Below are 21,661 nucleotides of genomic sequence, written 5' to 3'. Positions count from 1 at the left end.
CCTGCCATAACGCCTTATGGCCTGACCCTCAAAAAGGTTACGGCCTTATGACGAAACGGTCATTCACAGGCACCCGCGCATTCGTTAGAAATCTACCTAGGCCAGCACTGCAACGGTGCTGGCAAGGAGGCTCGCGACGCCGGCAGCGGACTCCGTAGGCAGAACGTTTCTGCCTGACCTTGCTACAAGGTCTAAGGGACATAACAGTCAACATTGAGGGCTTCACCCTATGAGAAGACTTAAGCGTGATCCGTTAGAAAGAGCTTTTTTGCGCGGCTATCAATACGGCATCAGTGGTAAATCCCGCGAACTCTGTCCATTCACCCTCCCCTCTGTCCGCCAAGCCTGGTTAAACGGCTGGCGCGAAGGCCGCGGTGACAATTGGGACGGCATGACCGGCACCGCCGGCATCCATCGACTCAACGAACTTCACGCTGTCGGCTGATTCAGGAACCTACCGACTCACCATGCGCGCTCCATCCGAGCGGCGGGCGCGAGCCCAGGGGCTCCTTTAGGGAGCCCTTTTTATTTTCAGGCCTTGTGTGGCAGCGCCGCGATTGCATCCACCGCTTCGCGGATCAATGCCGGACCCTTGTAGATAAAGCCAGAATAAATCTGCACCAGGCTGGCACCGGCGGCGACCTTCTCAGCCGCATGCTTGCCTTCGGTAATCCCGCCCACGGCGATGATCGGCAAACGGCCTTTCAACTCACCAGCCAGTACCTGAACAATGTGCGTGCTCTTCTCGCGCACCGGCGCACCGGACAATCCGCCCGCCTCATCGGCACACTCCAGCCCATGCACACCTTCGCGGCCCAGTGTGGTGTTGGTGGCGATCACCGCATCCATGCCGGCTTCAACCAGCGCATTGGCCACTTCGATGGTTTCTTCATCGCTCATGTCCGGCGCGATCTTGATCGCCAGTGGTACACGCTTGCCGTACTGCGCAGCCAGATCTTCCTGACGCTTGCGCAGGGCTTCGAGCAACTGCTTGAGCGAGTCACCAAACTGCAGGCTGCGCAGCCCAGGCGTATTCGGCGAGCTGACGTTAACGGTGACGTAGCTGGCGTGTTGATAGACCTTATCCAGACACAGCAGATAGTCATCCACGGCGTTTTCGACCGGAGTATCGAAGTTCTTGCCGATATTGATGCCTAGCACGCCCTTGTATTTGGCCGCCTGGACGCGGGCCAGCAGGTGGTCAACGCCGTGATTGTTGAAGCCCATGCGATTGATGATCGCCTCGGCCTCAGGCAAGCGAAACAAGCGCGGCTTCGGGTTACCCGGCTGCGGGCGCGGCGTCACGGTGCCGATTTCCACAAAACCAAAGCCCAGCTGAGCAAAACCATCGATGGCATCGCCATTCTTGTCCAAGCCGGCAGCCAAACCGACCGGGTTGGGAAACTCCAGCCCCATCACCTTGACCGGCAGCGCGGCCGGGCTCTTGGTCAGTAAGCCATTAAGCCCCAGACGACCGCCCGCACCGATCATGTCGATGGACAGTTCATGGGAGGCTTCGGGGGAAAGTTTGAACAGCAGCTCGCGGGCCAGGGTATACATGGGCAGGCTTAGCTCGATAAAGTTACAAAGGCCGCGATTATAGCCGGCTGCGCACCTGATAGGCGAGGCGCACGGCGCTATCAGCCCAAGCGGCGCAGGCTGAGTAACTCACCGGCCGCGCTGAACTCGAGCTCGAAGGAACCATAGACACCGTCATGGGTCAGAAATGGCCGAAAATGGTGGGCCGGCACACTGACACTCCGTCCATCGCGACTTTGCACTAATATCCGGTTGGCACGCCCTTGATAGACCACACGCAAGCGCTCGGCCGATAACGCAATATCAAACACCAGACTGGGCATGGAGGCACCTTTGCAACTGACTGCAGCAATCTTGCCATACGCCGCGCGACTGCCCGGTAAAAAATGGCAGAACGCCATTGTTTACCTCGCTGGCGACGCCTCGCAGGGTTTCCGTCCAAGGACGACAGGCCTAAGAAAATTACCGGGAGTATTTTTTAACGTCGCGCAGCGACGGCCCGAAGGGTGGCTGCCAGGGATGGCGGGCCATAAAAAACCCGTCTCCACGGCCGATAAAGCCTGTGCAGTGCTCAGCGGGCTCTGCCAAACTGCTAATGGTGATTTCGGAGTTCGTACCTGGCCATGAGTCTGTCTGAGCAGCCTTCCACCCTCAGCTCACGCCTCGGTGCCTTAGCGCAACGGCTAGGCCTTATCGGCCGTGGGCAACGCCAGATACTTGAGCGCGCCAGCCAGCTTCGCCTGCCCTTCAGCCCCCTGCCGCAACTGCGTGAAAGCATCTGCTGGCAAGACGGCCCACAGCTACACCGTCTGATAGACCTACCGCGCAGCGCACTCTCTGGCCCCGTTCAGGAAGACAAGGCGCAAGCCCATGCCATGCTGGTGCGGGTGATCGAAGCGCAAGAGCAGCAGCTGACCTCGTTCGACCTACGCATGATCGACGGCCTATCGACCTGCAACCCTCAGCAGGCCAGCCACGCCAGCTTCGAAGTCTTCGCCGCCAGCGAGCCCTGCCGCCAGGTACGCATCATCAGTTACAAGGATTTCGTCAAAGCCATCAGCCTGGCGTTGCCGCGCTTCCTGGCGGGTGAACGCATCATCCTGCGTCAAGCCAGCTGGCGTGGCGAGCGGGTGTTCTGGGCCGGCGAGCATCATAGTGAGGCCTTCGCCTGCGCCATCGCCTACGCCCGCAGGCGCGAGCTGGAGGTCAACCTACCAGCCGAACTCAACCATTACCGTTTGAGTGAACAAGGCATCAGCAATCTGCAGCAGCACTATCACGTATTGGGCATGCCCAACGCGGCCTGGAGTGACCCTGCGTTTATGGCGCTGCTATTGGATAACGGCCTGCCCTACGCGCGCCTATCCCTGCTGGGCGGTCCTGGTTCACCGGAGTTTCTCCTGCTGCCCAAGCATTCAACCGAGGCCACAGCCCTGGGTGAAGGTCTACGCCTGGCCGGTGCTCCGGATGTGGTGGCGTATCTGCGGCAGCTGTAATCGCGACATAGTCGTCATTCAAATGAGTGCTCAATAAACCCAAAAAGAAGCCCGCAATCTGATTAGGATTGCGGGCTTCAGTGTGGCTACCAACCTACCGTCACGCTACTTGCAAAGCGTTATCTCCCAACAGCCCATTGATGACACTGGCTGTATCTGCACCTCCAGAAATAATGCCGCCACCGCCTGGAGTCACACCGTACTCGACAGCCACATTAAAACCGGTCAACTCAATGGTTGTGGTTGCGGCGCCGCCTGCTGTGGGGCTAACCGCAATAATGGTGCTGTTATCAACTATCGAGAAGCTAAGGAAGTCATCTAGCGACCCGGCATTGTAGGACTCACCAACCAGCAACTGGGTGAGATCCAACTTGTCACCCTCACTGGGTTTGAAATCGAGCACCTTATCAGCCCCCGTGGTATCAGTTGATAGCCAGCGGAAGGTATCCGCACCGGCACCACCAGAGAGGATATCGTTGCCCAACCCACCGATGAGGATGTCGTTGCCATCGCCACCGGACAGCACATCATTACCAGCCAAACCACTGAGCGTGTCATTGCCCCCCAGACCGAAGAGGTAGTCGACTCCGGCAGTACCAACCAGATTATCAACACCGGCAGTACCATCCACCGACAGCGAGTCAGGAATCAACATGGCGCTAAGTACGCTACTTACACTGTCCCCGTCACCATCAATACCGATGATATTGTGAGAAAGACTGATGGGCTGCCCAGTACTTGCCTGGTCATATTCAAAGAAACCCAACTTGAAGGTTTGCCCGTTGCCACCATCAATCTGCACGGCACTGAAGTTATTGGCGGAGCTGACTTCGTACCACCACCCTTCCTGCATACCCGTCACACGAATCGAGTTACCCAGATCAGTGAGGGTAACCAGGCTGGTTTTATCCACTTCTATGCCACCTTCAATGGCGTAGATACGGATATTGCTAGTAGCCAGGTTACGAGTCGTTTCACCTGACGCATCGCCGATAAAGTTGTAGTCATTGTCGGCCAACAGCACTGCTATCGCGAAGGTAGCGGTGCCTGCGCCGCTAGGGCTGACCCAGGCCACTTTCTGGGCAAAGCGATTGGTGGTGTTGTGGCTGGTGTAGGTGAAACCGGTGCCATTAGCACCTCCTGTAGCCAGGCCGCTAACCAGATCGATCCGCAGCTGCTCGCCATTCTTGATGCTGTTGCCATCACTAATGCCAATTTCGCTGCTGTTGGTGTTAACGCTCTGCCCTGTTGTACTCGACAACAAAGCATCGAACGTTGTGCCCCCCATGTCGATCAATCCTTTGAAGGCGGAGTTACCACCGCCGACACCCGTCAGATTAGTGGCAGACACTTCTGTTCCGTTGGCTATCGGGCCATAGGTGGTCAGCGTGAAGCTATCGGTCGATGCATCCATATCAATGCGATAACCGAGAGTTCCATTGGCGCTGGTCTTGGCCTCGATAATGGATTGGTCACTGCCATAGAACAGGTACAACTGTTGACCATTGAGGCTCAGCAAATTGCCACTGGCATCCCGAGCAGCAGCACCTTGCACGATGGAGAAATTAACCTGATCTGGGCCATCAGCACCTGCCGAAGCCTCAAAACGCAGGTCAGCTGTAATGGAGCGGGTTTCACTGACCTGATCAACCAGCAACGCCGTGACCGGAGTAAAGGCAATGGGCACATCGTCCTCAACCTGGATCAACAGATCGCCGGCAATCGGTAACGGATTCACACCATTACTGGCCTTGATTGCATTGGTCAGATTCAGCGTGAGAATTTCGTTGTCGTTGGTGCCTGCATTTGGATGGTCCAGCGGGCCTAGTAGTGTGAAGGTATAAGTGCCATCGCTCAGGACTTTGAGGGTGAACACATCGGTACTACCCGCCTTGGCGGTCATGGTGTCACCGGAGAAGCTATAAGTAACCGCGACACCACCAGAGGTTATCGTCGGCATGATCGCCGGTGAGGTATTCAGGCTGAATTGCCCACTATTGGTACCCACCAACAAATCAACCAGGCTACCGGTAGCGACTGTATTTACGCTGTCACCATCCGTTATGCCTCCAGGCAGCTCGTCCTCGTCCACTCGGCCGATAATCGGAGAGGCGTCCTCGATATTGATGGTCAGAGAAGCGCTAGAAGGGTCGCCATCCTTGTCAACGATGGTGTAGCCGAAGCTCTCGCTCGTATCAGCTGCCACACTCGGCGGTGCCACATAGGTCCAGGCACCAGTGGCGAAACTGAAGCTCAGTTTGCCACCCAGACCAGTAGCAACCTCCGTCAGCTGACTACCCGCAATATTGCCACCGGTACTTACGCTAATAGTGCCGACGCCATTCCAGGTGTAAGTCGCCCCATTGATGACAATCGATTGGATATAACCTGGGCCATCGGCACCGAAGCTATCATCGTCACCGCCGCCCACTGCATTATCGCTACCCAGCAGTACATTGCCGCTGACACTGCCACCGACCAGCTGACTCAGCAGGGTACCAATCAGCCCGCTGAAGTTACTGATCAGGATGGGTGAGCCATTACCATCGACATCTACATCCTGCAGGCGAGCAGCATTGATGCCGTCGCCAACACCGATGGTCGTGACATTGATGCCGTTATTGTCGACAAAGTTATTCCAGGCCGTGGCAGTGGTTGTGGTCAGCGAGGTACCTCCAGGGCCGGTCTGCTCGTTAGGATTACCGTCACTGATGAAGAACACCTGGTTACTCCAGCCCGCTATCGGGCTGTAGACAGCCATGGTTTGCTGGATACCATCAGTGAAGTCGGTCTGCCCGCTGAACGGCCGGTTGGCAATGATGTTGTCAATCAAGGCGTTGAAAGACGCCAGCGTAGTGACCGATGGATAGGCCAGCGAAGTCGACGAGAACGCCACGATAGTTACTTTCACATCACCGTCAGTACCGGCATACAACGCCTGCCCTGCCGCTTTCACGGCATTCATCATGGTGCTGAACTCGCTACTATTGATGCTGCCGCTGGAGTCCAACACAAAGGCTACGTTGAAGTCCTGCCCGCGCCCTTCCGCCACATCGGCGGTATCGTTCTTAGCCAGCGGTGTGTCGTCGTCAACGTTGATTGACAATGTGCCTGTGGCCTTGTCGCCATCTTTGTCAGTCACCTGATAACTCAGGGTAAAAGCCTGGTTGTTTTCCTGATTGCCGGTGGCGTGCTGAATCGGAGCATTCTGGACAACACCATAGGCTCCAGTGGCGCTGTCGAGAGACACCGTCAGTACAGTTACGCCACCCTGCTTGACCAGCAACGAGCCGCCAGGCCCCGCCTCGTAAGTGAAACCGCCCGGAGCACCTGTGGTTAACCACTGCACGCTTCCTGCACCATCGGCACCGAAGTTGTGACTCAGGATACCGCTGGCGTCTATCGAGTCTGCGTCATCGCCCACGCCTCCAGGAATACCATTGGCCAGAGCATCGTCGTCCAGTTGCACAGGTGCATTGACGCCAGTGGTAGGAACATCGTCCTCAATTTGCACCAAGAACTGTCCAGCCAGGGGCAGAGGGTTACTGCCGCTGCTGGCCATAATGATGCTGGCAAAGTCCATGACCAGCAGCTCATTGTCATCGCCATTGCCCAGTGGGTGATCCAGGGCTTTTAGCAAGGTGAAGGTATAGTCACCATTGCTTTGCACTTCTAGCGTGAATACAGCAGGACCTGCAGCGCCGGCTTTCGCTGTCAGCAGGTTACCGACCACGCTATACACCAACGGAGTACCACCGGAAGATGCACCGCTCAACCCACTGGTATCGGCAGACAAACTGAACTGCGCAGAGACTGCTGGACCAACAATCAAGTTACTGAGACTGCCAGTTGCTACGGTATTAACCGAATCGTTATCAGTGATGCCGCCAGACAACTCATCTTCGTCAACCATCGCAATGATCGGACTTACGTCTTCTACATAAACGGTCAAATTAGCGCTGGATGGGTCGCCATCCTTGTCGACGATGGTGTAGGTGAAGGTTTCAGTTTTATCACCGGCGACATTTGAGGGCGCTTGATAGGTCCACGCCCCGGTGCTGAAGTTGAAACTCAGTTTGCCGCCTTCAGCCGTAGTGATATTGCTCAGCTGGCTACCGGCAATTGCCGGCCCGCTGCTCGGGGTAATGGTATTGGTGCCGTTCCAGACATAGGTGACGTTATTGATCACGATGGACTGGATATACCCTGGGCCGTCAGCGCCAAAGGCATCGTCATCGCCACCACCAGCAACACCATCGCTACCCAGCAACACATTGCCACTGACCAAAGCGCCGATCTGGCCCAGCAGGGTGTCAATCAGCCCATTGAAATTAGCGACCAGAATAGGTGCGCCTACGCCATCCAGATCAACATCCTGTAGGCGGTCAGTATTGATTCCGTTACCAATACCGATGGTGGTGACATTCACACCTTTGGTGTCTACGAAGGTGTTCCAAGCCGCAGCTGTAGCGTCAGCTAGAGAGTTACCGCCAGTGCCTGTCTGTTCATTGGGGTTACCGTCACTGATAAAGAACACCTGATTGCTTGCCCCTACAATCGGGACATAGGCAGTCATAGTTTCCTGAATCGCCGCAGTAAAGTCCGTCTGCCCATTGAACGGACGAGTTCCAGTCTCAGCCGGGTTGAGACTGCCGATCAGGGTCGAGAAAGCGGCATAGTCGGTAACAGCGGCGTAGGAAGTCGCTGTACCGGAGAAGGCAACGATCTTGATCGTCACATCGCCTGTGGTGCCATTGAACAATGCCTGCCCGGCAGCGCGTACGGCCTGCAGCATGGTGTTCAGCTCGGCGTTATCGATGCTGCCGCTGAAGTCCAGCACAAAGGCCACATTGAAGTCCTTGCCTTGCGAGGCTTGCACTGTGGCAACGTCGTCCTGGGCTTGCGGGGTGTCATCGTCAACATTGATCGACAAGCTGCCGGTGGCGGTATCACCGTCCCTATCGATCACCTGATAGCTCAGGGTAAAGGCTTGGTTGTTCTCCTGACCAGCCGTGGCATGTTGAATTGGCGCGTTCTGGGTAACCGTGTAAGCACCGTTTGACTGATCCAGCGTCACAGTCAGGACGGTAGTAGCCCCTTGTTTAACCAGCAGTGAGCTGCCGGAAACTTGGTAGGTAAAGCCAGTCGGAGCCCCGGTGTTCAGCCACTGCAGGCTACCCGCACCGTCAGCCCCGAAGCTGTGGCCCAGTGTACCGCTGGCGTTGGTCGAGTCGGCATCGTCACCCACGCCCCCTGGAATACCATTGTCCAGGGCGTCGTCGTCCAGTTGCACCATGTTATTAGGTAGCACACTTGGGCCGTCATCCTTGAAGCTGATGACCGTACCAATATCGAGGCTGGCGCTGGCCTGATCACCATCCCCATCGGTCACGACGGCATTCAAGCTGACATGCCCCGCGCCAAGGAATTTGGCTTCATCTGGATCGCCTGTTGGATGAACAATGGCGCGAATCTGATCAAGAGTGACGGTGCCTGTCGGATTGACACTCAGGGTAAATACCAATTGGTTGGTGCCAGAGGTACGACCTTCAATGACCCCGGCATTCAGGCTAAGGATCACGTCCTGATTGGTTTCGGTATCCACCAAACCTGAGTTGGCGTTTTGCACGCTCAGGTTATAGGTCAGGCTTTGTAGACCATCAGCCCCAGGCTGCACGTTGAACACGCCGCTGAAGTTAGCCGTGGCATCAATATGGAAGGCCGACTCATCGACCTGCAATGCAGAACCCCAGGTGATATTGGTGCTGACATCGTTGTAGTCGTAATCCGAGGTAAGCGTTTTGTCTTCCCAGTTCTGATTGCCTGCGTTGCCGGTGTCCTGCAAATGCGAGCCGCCAGGATTCAGGCTGGCATCACTGAACAGCACATTGGCACCGTCAGCACCCACTAGCGGCACACCACCCAACTTCGCCTGCCACAGGCCGGCGACAAACTCGAAGGTCACAACCGAGCCATTAGTCAGGCCTGCATTGGCTCCGCCATTAGGGATGATAAAGAAGCCGGTATTGGCTGGGTCCAGGCCACTGAGATCAGCCACATCGCCAACGGATTGAGCATGCACATTGGCCCAGATCACTTTGCCGTCTACTGGTGAACCATCTGGCGCCTTGTTGTAGTAGCCATAAGAGTTGCTGAAACCAGCATCGGTACCCTGGAAGGTGACAAAGGAAGTCACACCGATATTTCCGGCCTGAATGGTCGGCGTATCGTCATCAATCGTCACGACCAACGAGCCCGTGGCCGAGTCGTTATCACCGTCAGTCACCGTGTAACCGATGTTCAGGGTGATATCGTCTTCGGTACCGCTGACCGGATGCATCAGCGGTTGCAGCAAGTTGATGGTGTAGGCACCAGTGGCTGGGTCAGTGAGCACTACGTTCAGCAATGCACCACGAACAGAGCTGATGGTCAGGGTATTGGTAGTGGCATCCCAATTGGAGGTGACATTTTCTGTACCCAGTGTCGCCGGGCCACTGAGCGCGATGGATTTAAGGCCATCAGCACCAGCATTAAATGCCAAATTCCCACTGGTGCTGATAGCAGCCCCGGCAACATCGCCTGGGCCACCATTGATACCGCCGGAAAGGCCTTCATCATCCAGAACAACCGCTGCCGTTACCTGGCCGGCAGTTGGTGCATCGTCTTCGAAGCGAATCACATGGCCGATATCGACTTTGTCGACCGCCACATCGCCGTCGCCATCAGTAACGGTCAGCACTGCTTTGATTTTGCCGCTGAGGCTTAGCGACTCGTCTGCGTTACTGCCATCCGGATGTTTGAGGGAGATGTACTGCGCAACACTCAGCGTACCGTCACTGCCAATGGCGACGGCAAACGCTGCCTTGCCATTATCGGCGCCGCCATCGACACGGCCGACGACCAGCTCGCCTTCAACATGCAGACGGATAGTGGAGCCATCGGTGGTTTTCAGGCCTGAGTCCATACCATTGCTGCCCTGCAGGGCCAGGCTCAGAACTGTTGTTGCGCCCTCGTCATCTTGGCCAGTACTGCTACCCGCAATACTAACCACCGCACCACTGCTTTGCGCATAGCCGACTGGGTCAAGATCAGTACCCGGTGTAGCAACCGCAGCGAAGAGTGCTGACAAATCGGCCACATCGTTGTCGTTGGCATCCCCCGGAATCAGTGGGGTTGCGACTGCATTCTGCAGCCCGGCAGACTCATCGTGGGTAACCCCGGCATTTCTCACCAGGCTAATGTTCGCGGTGGGGCCGTCATCCTCGAAGCGGATCACGCTACCAATATCAACCTTATCGACCGCCACATCGCCGTCGCCATCGGTGACAGTCACAACCGCCTGAATCTTGCCAGCCAGGTTGACGGCTTCGTCATAGCTGCTGCCACCAATTGGATGTTCAAGCGACACGTACTGAGCCACGCTCAGCGAACCATCGGCACCAATGGCGATAGCGAATGCGGCCTTGCCGGCATCTGCCCCACCTACGATGCGACCAACGATCAACGCCCCTTCAAGATGCAGAGTGATGCTGTGACCATCGGTGGTACGCAGGCCCGAATCATCGCCATTGCCGTTTTTCACAATCAGGCTGAGCTGGGTAGTCGCACCCTCTTCATCCTCGCCGTAGCTGCTGCCCAGGGTGGTAACAACGGGTGTGGCACTCTTGGCAAAGCCAGTCGGGCTGATGTCTGTACCTTTGTTGGCAACGCCATCAAATACCGACAGATAGGCCACATCATTATCGGTAATATCGCCCAGCGCCCAGGTGTTCCAGAAGTTCTGCAGGCCGGCCGTTTCATCGTGGGTGACATCGGCCCATGGGCCTTTGAGATTGATGTGTGCGGTGGGGCCGTCGTCCTCAAAGCGGATCGAGCTACCGATATTGACCTTGTCGACCGCTACATCGCCGTCGCCATCCGTCACTGTCAGTACTGCCTGTACCTTGCCTGCCAGGCTTACTGCTTCGTCGTAGCTGCTGCCGCCAATGGGGTGCTGCAGCGATACGTATTGCGCCACACTAACCGTGCCGTCGGCGCCTATGGCGATGGCAAATGCTGCCTTACCGGCATCCGGCCCACCGACGATGCGCCCGACCACCAGGCTGTTTTCGACATAGAGCTTGATGGCAAAACCAGCAGTAGTCGACAACCCCGAATCAGCTCCATTGCCGCCGACAACAGCCAGGCTGAGCTGCGAAGTCGCGCCTTCCTGATCCTGCCCGTAGCTGCTACCTGCCGTCGTAACCAACGGACCATTGCTTTGTGCATAGCCTTTTGGAGAAAGATCACCGCCTCTGTTCGCAACACTGCTAAATAGACTGGAAATGCCATTGATGTCGTTGTCATTGGCATCTTCAGGACGTGCTGGGGTTGCCGTGGCATTCTGCAAACCATGCGACTCGTCATGCACCACACGCACGCCATGCACAGATTTGATAGTGGCAACAGGGCCGTCGTCCTCAAAAGCAATCACATGGCCGATGCTGACTTTATCCACCGCCACATCACCATCACCATCTGTCACGGTGACCACGGCCTTGATCTTGCCCGCCAGGGATACGGCTTCGTCATAGCTGCTGCCACCCACTGGGTGTTCCAGCGACATGTACTGAGCAATGCTGATCGAGCCATCGGCACCTATGGCTACAGCAAAGGCCGCTTGACCGGCGAAATCGCCACTGGCCACACGGCCCACAACCAAGCCGCCCTCGATGTAGAGGTTGATCTGAGTGCCATCGGTAGTTTTCAGGCCTGAGTCACTGCCTGGTTCACCTGTCAGTTCCAGACTGAGAACAGTGGTAGCCCCGGCAAAATCTGAACCATAGCTGCTGCCAAATGTGCTCACGATAGGTGTCAGGCTACGAGCAAAGCCTGTAGGGTCAATATCGCCGCCCTTGTCAGCAACACCATTGAATGCTGAAACAAAGTTGACATCGTTGTCCCAGTCACCCGGCTTCCACCAGGAGGTCAGGAAATTCTGCAGCCCTGCGCTTTCATCATGGGTTACTTGCGCCCACGGGCCTTTGAGGAAGATGCAGGCTTGAGGGCCATCATCTTCGAAGCCAATACGCGATCCCAGCTCAACGATGGGAGAGGTTGCCGAATCGCCATCGTTGTCGAAGATCTTCACGGTCACGCCGATCAAGCCTTCGCCAATAACGGCCATGCTGTCGTGGTTGTTACCGTCGTTACCATGGTCGACAGCAGCATACTGAGTTACAGAAACAGCGCCGGTGCTTGAGTTGATGCTGATCCGGAACACCACCAGGCCGCCATCGGCGATACCAAGGATGTCGCCTGCATCTGCACCATCACCGCCGACAAACGACAGCAAGATCGGGCCACCCGCCGTGGCGGTCAGGCCCGAGTCAGCGCCGTCTTCCGACAAGGTCAGGGAGAAAGTCCTGGCCTCAAGGTTCTCGCCATCGGCACCAGGGTCGACAGCCAGCGAGAAGATACTTTCCAAGTTAAAGCTGGCGTAGCCAATTACGCCGGTTTCGCTGCCTGAATAACTGGTTTCATCGTTATTCGACGCGTAGCCAGACTCATCTTTAGTCGAGCCACCCGTACCAACCGACTCGTCGACAACCAGCAGCCCACCCTGCTCAGAGATGTCAAAACGCAGAATGCTGGGGCCATCGTCATATACGGCAATAGTGAGTGGAACTGTTGGTGATACGTCACCATCGTTGTCAAACACACGAACAAAGAACGGGTCGAGCAGCTGATCATCAGCACCGACAGCATCGGGAATGGAGTGATTGAGCGTGTTGTCCGCCAGGGTGTAGGTCCAGTTGCCCGCAGCATCAAACACCAACTGCCCATAAACACCCTGAACCACCCCACCGCCTTGCACGTTGATCCACACACCATCCTTGTCCAGCACCTGGATGGCAGAGATACCGTCGGGCGAATTGATGATCAATGAACCGGAGACATTTTCAGCGTTGCTGCCAGGGTTTGAGCCTGCCTGGCCATCAAGATTGGTTACCGCATCGGGATTGAGGGCCGCTTCCTCAACGACGCCGGGGCCTGTAACAACAGAACCTTCCTGATCGAAGTAGATGATTTCAATGGTGGGCGAAGAATCCGGCGCTTCATCAGCAACCACGGGCTCAGGATTGGGGAACTCCGGCCCGGTGTTCAGCCCTTCGGTTGGGAAACCAATGATCGGATCAAGCGCACCACCGGTTTCACCCAGCAGTACAAACGAGTGACCGCCGCCCACACCACCAGCACCGCCTGCCCCACCCGCACCAGGGCCCGCTGCGGTTGCTTCGCCTTCAAGCGTCGGGTCGACGCCGGCCTCAATTGCGGCCTGCAGTTTTTCAACATCAGTCAGATCGCCATCGCTCGGCGCTGCCGGAGGCGTTTCAGCTGTAGGCGCTTGTTGGTTGGAACTGCCTGCGAGCATTTGCTCGGAGAGATTCAGGCTGCTGTCGCGGCCCAAGGTAAGTTGCTGCCCATTGCTCATGGCAACCGCAATAGATCCAGCGGCCCCAGTAACGATTTGTTCCCCCGCAAAAACTCGATCGCCTTCACTGAGTGGCCGACGCGTTCCGTCGCCAGCTACTGCATAGACTTCGCCGATAACTTGGCTGACGACACCAATCAAAGTAGCCATGATTCCATCCTCACTACAACTGCCGACCACCGCCGACACGTATGCCAAAAAAGGTCGAAATACCCTTCAAGGAGAGAACAAAACCACTGGCTGATTACAACGACGTCACACTCAAAAACAAAAACGACAAAAAACTGTCACCCTGACCCACGTCGCCCACCACACCAGAAAGATCCCGCCCCGATTGCATCTGACCATCTGTTTTAGCCGCGCACGCCACCTAAGAGCACGAAATGCACGGCTTCTGGATGAAAACAATGTGCTGCTTTTCGCAGACTGCATAAGATTTTTTTCTTATAGGCCTTGTAACAATTTTTTCTTAGCTACGCTTAAAACTGTTCTTAGCTGTGATGTTACAGGCTGAGAGTAATCCACAAGACAGATAAGCCATTTTTTTGGCGACGGGATTTAGAAAATCTTATAAGGAGAGTTACCAGATGCGCGCACTCAACCCTTTATGGAGCAGTATCGTGCTGGCAGCGGTCTGTACCCAGGCACAAGGCATCACCTTGTCGGAGGCGATCCAGAGCACCCTGGACAACCACCCGGAGGTTCATGCGGGGGCCAACAGCCGCCTTTCATCGGATGAAGAAGTCAAGATTGCTAAAGGCGGTTATCTGCCAACCGTCGACCTGCTGGTGGGCTACGGTCGTGAAAACACCGACAGCCCCAGCACCCGAGCACTCGGCAACCACAACACTGAAACCTTGAACTACGGCACCTCTGAGCTGCGCCTGCGGCAGATGATCTTTGATGGCTTTAATACGCCCAACGAAGTGGCGCGTACCAAAGCGGTGGTGAACTCACGGGCCTATCGTCTGCTCGGCACCTCGGAAAGCCTGGCCCTGCGTACCGTCGAGGTTTATCTGGACCTGCTGATGCGCCGCGAAATGGTCGAGCTTGCACGCAACAACCTGCAGGCCCACCAACGTATTAATGATCAGATCAGCCTGCGTAGCCAACAAGGCGTTGGCAGTACAGCGGACCTTGACCAATCCGAAGCGCGTTTGGCCCTGGCCGAGAACAACCTCTATACCGAGCAAGTAAACCTGGCCGACGCCGAAGCCAACTTCTTCAGTGCCGTTGGCCGTATGCCCGACGAGCTGGACTCCCCGGCCTCGCTGAAAGGCTCATTGCCGGAAAACCTCGCCGATGCTCGGCAGGCGGTAATCGATAACAACCCGTTCCTGAAATCCGCACAGTCCGATGTGCAAGCGGCCGAGAAACAATACGAAGTCGCTAAATCAACCTTCTATCCGCGCGTGGACCTTGAGCTGGCCACCAATGCCGACAACAACACCCAGGGCGACGAAGGCCACAACAACGGTTGGCGTGCGGCCGTGGTGATGAACTACAACCTGTTCAACGGCATGCGTGACAAGGCGCGCCTGCAATCGACTGCCCACCAGATCAATGAGTCGATGGACATCCGCAACAATGCCCTGCGCGTCCTCAACGAAAACCTCTCCCTGGCCTGGAACGCCATGGAAAACGCTCGCCTGCAAACCCCCAAAGCGCGTGACTACGCGGACTACACCGCACGGGTTCGCGAAGCCTATCAACAGCAATTCAGCCTGGGCCAACGCACCCTGCTCGACCTGCTGGACAGTGAAAACGAACTCTTTACCGCCAACCGGCGTTACAGCGAAGTGCGCTTTAGCGAAGAGTTTTCGATGTACCGGGTAACCGCAGCGATGGGTGACTTGTTGCGTCAGCAGCAAGTGGTAGTACCGGCAGAAGCTGTAGCCCTCACTGAAGTGAAGAGCGAGGCCCGTCTGCCGGCAATGAAATAGAACCGGCATAAGGAGTAGTAACCTTGACCACCATGGAGCGGCCGGGGTCATCCAGCGATCCGCGTCTTAATCATGACGACCCGCTGCTTGATGGCTTGTTGATTCTTTGCAAACTCCACGGCTGCTCAGCCAGCCGTGGCAGCCTGAGTGCAGGCCTGCCGTTGCCAGAGCAGCGCCTGACTCCTGAGTTGCTACCCCGCGCTGCGGCGCGGGCGGGTTTGCAAGGGCGTTTGCTGCAACGCGACCTGGCCAGCATCTCAACCCTCAACCTGCCCGTGCTGCTGCTGTTGAAAAACGGCCGCAGCGCAGTGTTGCGTCAATGGGGCCCGAAGAACCAGGCGCAGATACTGCCCTGCGAAGCCGACGGCGGTGAGCAGTGGGTCAGCCGTGAACAGTTGGCCAGCGAGTACAGTGGCCAAGCCTTCTTTGCCCGCCCACGGCATGAGCTGGAAGAGGCACGTTCACCACTGGTACCGCGCATCGAAGCCTGGTTTCGCGACACCCTGAAGCTGTCGCGCTGGCTATACACCGATGCCATTCTCGCCAGCCTGCTGATCAACCTGCTCGGCCTGATGGTGCCGCTGTTTGTTATGCAGACCTATGACCGCGTCGTGCCCAACCAGGCCACGTCGACACTCTGGGTACTGGCCATTGGGTTGTTTATAGGCATGGGCTTTGAGCTGTTGCTGAAAATCCTGCGCTCGCACCTGCTCGATACTGCCGGCAAGAAAACCGATGTGGTGCTGTCGGCCACCTTATTCGAACGCATCACGGGCATGTCGATGACCGCCCGCCCGGCCACCATCGGCGGCTTTGCCCAGAGCATTCATGACTTTCAGGGCCTGCGTGAATTTCTCACGGCCGTCACCCTCACCAGTCTGATTGACCTGCCTTTCTCGTTTCTGATGATTACCGTGATCTGGCTGATCGGCGGCTGGCTGGTGGTCATCCCCTTGCTGGCGTTTCCGATCACCGCGCTGTTCGCCTTTATCATCCAGGCGCGTCTGCGCGATACGGTGGAAAAAAGCCTGCAACTGGCCTCGCAACGCCAAGCACTGTTAATCGAAACCCTCGGCGGCCTGGAAACCCTGAAGGCCTGCAGCGCAGAAAGTGAACGCCAACATCAGTGGGAAAAAACCCACGGCGCCCTCACCCGCCTGGATATCCACGCCCGCTCGCTGGCGGCAATTGCCACCAACGGCACGTTGTTTCTGCAGCAGTTCGCCGGCATGGCCACCATCGTCGCGGGGGTCTACATCATCATCGCTGGCCAGCTCAGCGTCGGCGCGCTGGTGGCGTGCTATATGCTGGGCAGCCGCATTCTCGCGCCACTGGGACAGATTGCAGGGCTGATCACCCGCTACCAGCAAGCGCGCCTGACCATGACCAGCACCGACGCGTTAATGGCCCTGCCGCAGGAGCGTCAGGCCAAACAACGCCCACTGGACCGCACCCAACTGCATGGCGCATTGGATGTGCGCGACGTCACCTTCAGCTACCCAGGGCAAAGCACTCCGGCGCTTGCAGGGGTCAGCCTGCGTCTTACAGCGGGGGAACGTATCGGCATCATCGGCCGCAGCGGCTCAGGCAAGAGCACCTTGGCGCGCTTGGTGATGGCCTTCTACAGCCCTGGCAAAGGGCAAATCCTGCTGGACAACCTCGACCTGCGTCAGCTCGATGTGGCTGATTTGCGCCATCAGATCGGTTACGTCGCCCACGACCTGCCGCTACTGGCCGGCAGCCTGCGCGACAACCTGACCTTGGGCGCACGCTATGTCAGTGATGCACGCATGCTCGAAGTGGCCGAACTGACAGGCGTAGTCGACCTGGCTCGGCAACACCCGCAAGGTTTCGACCGCCCCGTGGGCGAGCGCGGCCAGCTGCTTTCAGGCGGTCAGCGGCAAGCAGTATTACTGGCTCGCGCGCTGTTACTCGATCCCCCCATTCTGCTGCTGGATGAGCCCACCAGCGCGATGGACAACACCAGCGAGGAAATCCTGCGCAACCGCCTGCAAATCTGGGCCCAGGGTAAAACCATGCTACTGATCACCCACCGCGCCTCAATGCTCAGCCTGGTAGACCGTCTGGTGGTGCTGGATAACGGCCATATTGTTGCGGACGGCCCGAAAGAAGCAGTGATTGAAGCGCTACGCAAAGGTCGAGTTGGCCCTGCCGCGGTATAGGAACGGTCATGCAAATAAGCACCTCGATTCGCGATTACTTCGCCAGCATGCACCAGCGCAAGCAGGACACCGAGTTTATGCCGGAGGTCGACGGCGCCATTCTCGAAGACTCGCCCTGGTTCACCCGCATAACCGTCTGGGTGGTCAGCGCATGCCTTATCGCGGCGTTGATCTGGGCCAATTTTGCCGTGCTGGAGGAAGTCACCACGGGTGAAGGCAAAGCCATCCCTTCCAGCAAGATCCAGGTCATCCAGAACCTGGAAGGCGGCATCGTCAGTGAGATATTTGTGCGCGAGGGCCAGATCGTCGAAAAAGGCGCCGTACTGCTGCGTCTGGATGACACACGCTTTCTCTCCAACCGTGGCGAAGCCGAAGCTGATCGCCTGGCACTGGTGGCCAGGGTTGAGCGTTTAACTGCAGAGGCTGAAGGCCGCCCCATCAGCATGCCGGCGGATATCCTGCGCCTGGCCCCACAGCTGGCCGAGGACGAACTGGCGCTTTATCGTTCACGGCAAAACCGCCTGCAAAGCGAACAACGTACCCTTGGCGAACAGCTGCGGCAAAAAACCCAGGAGCTGGCTGAATTTCGCGCCAAGGCTCAGCAATACCGTTCCAGTGTGGGCCTGCTGCAGCAGGAGCTGAATATGTCACAACCGCTGGTGGCGACCGGTGCAATTTCCCAGGTGGAAATCCTCCGTCTGCGCCGCAGCCTGGTGGAAGTGCGCGGTTCGCTGGATGCCACCAACCTGGCAATTCCACGGGCCGAATCGGCGATGGATGAAATCAAGAGCAAGATTGAAGAATCCGAGCTGAGCTTTCGCTCTGATGCCTTCAAGGAACTCAATGAAATCCGTACCGAGCTGCAGAAGCTCACAGCCACCAGTGTGGCCATCGATGACCGCGTCAGCCGCACCACCGTGGTCTCCCCGGTGCGCGGGGTGATCAAGCAGCTCAAGGTCAACACCATCGGCGGCGTAGTACAGCCCGGCAATGACATGCTGGAGATCGTGCCGCTGGATGACAGCCTGCTGATTGAAGCCAAGGTACGCCCGCAGGATGTCGCCTTCCTGCATCCCGGGCAGAAAGCCATGGTCAAATTCACCGCCTACGACTACACCATCTATGGCGGGCTCAGGGCTAACCTCGAACTGATCAGCGCCGACACCATCACCGATGAAGAAGGCAACAGCTTCTACCTGATCCAGGTCCGCACCGATAAAAGTCATCTGGGTAGCGAGGAACACCCGCTGCTGATCATCCCCGGCATGGTCGCCACCGTGGACATCATTACCGGCGAGAAAAGTGTGCTCGACTATCTGCTCAAGCCGGTGCTGAAGGCGCGCTCAGAAGCCATGCGCGAACGCTGAAAGGCTTAGGGCGAGGCATTCGGCTTGCCGTGATTGCGCTGGAAGGTCTGCTCTCCCATCGCCTCGATCTGTCCCTCAATCAGCACCTCAAAGGGTTTGAGCAACGCATCAAAACAGACAGGTGCCTCGACTGTATTCAGTGCAGTAACAATCGCTTCGATGGTGGATAACGCACCGGGCATCGGTGCTTTGCGCAAGCGATAACGTGACTGCAAGCCCGCCAGCAGCACAACCCTGGGCAAAGCCGCCAACAACGGATTGAGGTGCAACAGCTTGCGCGCCTTACGCCAAGTGCCGTCAGGCACCACCAATAGCAGCGGCAGCTCGCTGTGCTGCTCGGCAAATTCCACTAACGCTTGCGCCTGCTCGCCAGGAAACAGTAAACACGCGCGATAACCAGGCTGCTGCAAAAGCGCCGCAAGCGACTCGAAGACTTCCCCGACCAGCAACTCAGCATTACTCAAGCCAAGAGCCGCCAGACGTGCCGTATTCAGCGCATGCTTGACCTCGCTCGGATGCTGCAGAATCAGCACCCGAGTACGGCTGGGCAAACAGGGAATAAGCGCACATAAACAGCGCTCGGTTGGGCGGGTACAACGTGGGCATTGCGGGCGCGGCATCGATTTCTCCTCAGCCGCGCAGTGTGCCATATCAGATAGAAAATCGGCCCTCCTCAGGCATCAGGGGCCGATAAGCATGCACGCGAACGGTCACCTAACGATTGAAGCGCTCCGCCAGGCTGTGCAGATAGTCCGCCATGTCTTCCAGTTCCTGACCAATTGCCGCGCCTTGATGCGCCTGTTCGGCACTGCGGTCAGAGAGCTGGGCAATCTGGGTGATCTGCCGGCTGATATCTTCCGCCACATGGCTTTGCTCTTCAGACGCCGAGGCCATCTGCTGACTCATGCCGGTGATACGGCTGACGGCTTCGCTGATGCCATCCAGCGCGGTGCGCACGGACTCCACACTCTCAACACTCTCCTTGGAAATCGCCTCGCCTTTGCCTGCCGTTACTACCGCCCGTTCAGCGCCAGCACGCAGTGACGAAATTATCTGATGGATCTGCTCGGTCGACTCGCGCGTGCGTGAAGCCAGCGAACGCACCTCATCCGCCACCACCGCAAAGCCGCGCCCCTGCTCACCGGCACGCGCCGCCTCGATAGCAGCGTTAAGCGCCAGCAGGTTGGTCTGCTCGGCAATCGAGGTAATCACATCCGCCACACTGCCGATTGACTGAGTGGAGTTGGCCAGGTCATTCACTGCCTGGCCGATATCCACCACCGCCTTGGCCATATGATGCATGGAGTCGAGGCTGCCGCTGGCCAGCTGCAGGCCCTGTTTCGCCAGACGATCCGCTTCTTCGGCGGCATGCGAGGTGCTCTGCACGTTGTGCGTCACCTCCTGAATGGTTGCCGCCATCTGGTTAATCGCCGTAGCGGATTGATCGGTTTCACTGCGCTGTTGATCGAGCATCTTCGCCCCGGAACGCGACAGATCGGCAGAACGCGTGGCGTGCATCTTGACGTTTGCGCCGGCGTCTTCCATGCGGGTCAGCGCCGTTTGTAAGCGTGCGTCTTCGCTGATCATCGCCATATCCAGCAAGGCCTGAGCGCCACGGCTATCGGTATAGGTCAAGGCGACCAAAGCGCTGGTAAACGCCTTGGGATGCTCGGCAAGTGTCTGCCGGATCAAGCTGCGTTTGGCATGCAGTTGGTAAGAGCCAAGGCCAAACATGGCGACAAAAATAAAGCCCCACAACCAGGGGCCGCTGAGCACAAAGTGCGCACCGAGAATCAGCAGACAGGCCAGAATCAGCGGCCATGACTGGAGAATGTCGTACGTCCAGTACTCAAGTTTTGGCACCGGCGGCTTACCCTCACGCAAGCGTGCATAGAGCTTTTCCGCGCGACGCTTCTGCGCTTCATCAGGTAAGGAACGTACCGACTCGTAGCCAGCCACCCGGCCATTTTCATAGATCGGCGTGACATAGGCGCTGACCCAGTAGTAATCACCGTTTTTTGCGCGATTCTTGACGATTCCCATCCAGGGCTTGCCCTGTTTGATGGTGTCCCACATATGGCCGAATACACCGGGGGGCATATCAGGATGGCGCACCAGATTGTGCGGCTGACCGATCAGCTCTTCGCGAGTAAAGCCGCTGATCTCGACAAAGGCGTCGTTGCAGTAGGTGATATTGCTGTTTAGGTCGGTGGTGGAGATCAGCCGTTCATTGGCGGGAAAGGTCCTTTCCCGCTGAGTCACTGGGAGGTTCTGGCGCATTGGAGCAATCCCTGTCTGAGCTATTTGCATAACTGCAGGTGTAGGTCTAGCACAGCAGTGCCAACGCGCTAGCAAATGCTTGTTTTAAAGCACGCAATAATGATCCAGGACAATTACAGGGTGCAGCAGCCACAGCCAGACACTATCTGACCGTAGCCAAACGCACTCAAACAGGTGGGGAACTTAGCGTCGCAGGGGGACCGATTTGGAGTCAGGTGAATTGCTGCGTACCGGAATGGGCTGCAGTTTTGGCCGCTCACACAGGCCGAGGGCAACCAATAGATCAAGCAAGGCATTCTGCAACTTGGCGCTCATAAAGTAGCCTCCAACCAAGGACATCGAATAGGTGCTTGGACACCTTTTATCAGCCTAGTTCAGG

11 protein-coding genes are annotated in these 21,661 nt (G+C 57.2%); 5 read left to right on the top strand and 6 right to left on the bottom strand.

Annotated elements, in window-relative coordinates; translation table 11 throughout:
- The first annotated feature begins 229 nt into the window (after positions 1-229).
- On the top strand, positions 230-445 hold the full coding sequence (rmf, locus tag P3C18_RS14460) for a ribosome modulation factor (RefSeq protein ID WP_090255928.1): 216 nt from the start codon (positions 230-232) through the stop codon (positions 443-445).
- Positions 446-531: 86 nt separating this feature from the next.
- On the opposite strand, the gene P3C18_RS14455 is transcribed toward rmf, so the two are convergent.
- Together P3C18_RS14455 and P3C18_RS14450 are read right to left on the bottom strand one after the other, a co-directional pair.
- A complete protein-coding gene (locus P3C18_RS14455) occupies positions 532-1,560 on the bottom strand; it encodes a quinone-dependent dihydroorotate dehydrogenase (protein WP_275962551.1) in 1,029 nt (342 codons plus the stop codon).
- A gap of 80 nt (positions 1,561-1,640) precedes the next feature.
- Positions 1,641-1,862 carry a DUF2835 domain-containing protein gene (locus P3C18_RS14450; RefSeq protein WP_090255930.1) on the bottom strand — a complete coding sequence of 74 codons (222 nt, stop codon included), beginning with the start codon at positions 1,860-1,862 and terminating at the stop codon, positions 1,641-1,643.
- A 300-nt stretch (positions 1,863-2,162) separates the two neighbouring features.
- Here P3C18_RS14450 and P3C18_RS14445 point away from each other — a divergent pair, with 300 nt between their 5' ends.
- Positions 2,163-3,035, top strand: a complete 873-nt coding sequence (locus P3C18_RS14445) for a DUF6685 family protein (protein ID WP_275962550.1) — start codon at positions 2,163-2,165, stop codon at positions 3,033-3,035.
- A gap of 100 nt (positions 3,036-3,135) precedes the next feature.
- Here P3C18_RS14445 and P3C18_RS14440 read toward each other — a convergent pair whose 3' ends face one another.
- Positions 3,136-13,659 carry a retention module-containing protein gene (locus P3C18_RS14440; protein ID WP_275962549.1) on the bottom strand — a complete coding sequence of 3,508 codons (10,524 nt, stop codon included), beginning with the start codon at positions 13,657-13,659 and terminating at the stop codon, positions 3,136-3,138.
- A gap of 437 nt (positions 13,660-14,096) precedes the next feature.
- Between P3C18_RS14440 and P3C18_RS14435 the strand changes: the two genes are divergently transcribed.
- The 3 genes from P3C18_RS14435 to P3C18_RS14425 are packed head-to-tail and all read left to right on the top strand — an operon-like array spanning position 14,097 to position 19,002.
- A complete protein-coding gene (locus tag P3C18_RS14435) occupies positions 14,097-15,452 on the top strand; it encodes a TolC family outer membrane protein (protein ID WP_275962548.1) in 1,356 nt (451 codons plus the stop codon).
- A gap of 23 nt (positions 15,453-15,475) precedes the next feature.
- Positions 15,476-17,635 (top strand): type I secretion system permease/ATPase, encoded by a 2,160-nt coding sequence (locus tag P3C18_RS14430; protein ID WP_275962547.1) that lies wholly within the window; start codon positions 15,476-15,478, stop codon positions 17,633-17,635.
- A gap of 8 nt (positions 17,636-17,643) precedes the next feature.
- Complete coding sequence (locus tag P3C18_RS14425) at positions 17,644-19,002, top strand: HlyD family type I secretion periplasmic adaptor subunit (RefSeq protein WP_275962546.1); 1,359 nt, start codon at positions 17,644-17,646, stop codon at positions 19,000-19,002.
- 5 nt (positions 19,003-19,007) lie between these two features.
- On the opposite strand, the gene P3C18_RS14420 is transcribed toward P3C18_RS14425, so the two are convergent.
- The 3 genes from P3C18_RS14420 to P3C18_RS20650 all read right to left on the bottom strand — a co-directional run bounded on the left by P3C18_RS14420 (position 19,008) and on the right by P3C18_RS20650 (position 21,597).
- Positions 19,008-19,622, bottom strand: a complete 615-nt coding sequence (locus tag P3C18_RS14420; RefSeq protein WP_275962545.1) for a DTW domain-containing protein — start codon at positions 19,620-19,622, stop codon at positions 19,008-19,010.
- Between the two features lie 94 nt (positions 19,623-19,716).
- Positions 19,717-21,282, bottom strand: coding sequence for a PAS domain-containing methyl-accepting chemotaxis protein (locus tag P3C18_RS14415; protein ID WP_275962544.1), 1,566 nt, complete (start codon positions 21,280-21,282; stop codon positions 19,717-19,719).
- Between the two features lie 183 nt (positions 21,283-21,465).
- A complete protein-coding gene (locus tag P3C18_RS20650; protein WP_346015632.1) occupies positions 21,466-21,597 on the bottom strand; it encodes a PA1414 family protein in 132 nt (43 codons plus the stop codon).
- Between the last annotated feature and the right edge of the window lie 64 nt (positions 21,598-21,661).

This window comes from Pseudomonas sp. 1928-m, from assembly GCF_029269135.1.
Lineage (GTDB): Bacteria > Pseudomonadota > Gammaproteobacteria > Pseudomonadales > Pseudomonadaceae > Aquipseudomonas.
The sequence above is the reverse complement of the archived record's forward strand: the minus strand, read 5'-3'. Positions and strand labels throughout refer to the sequence as shown.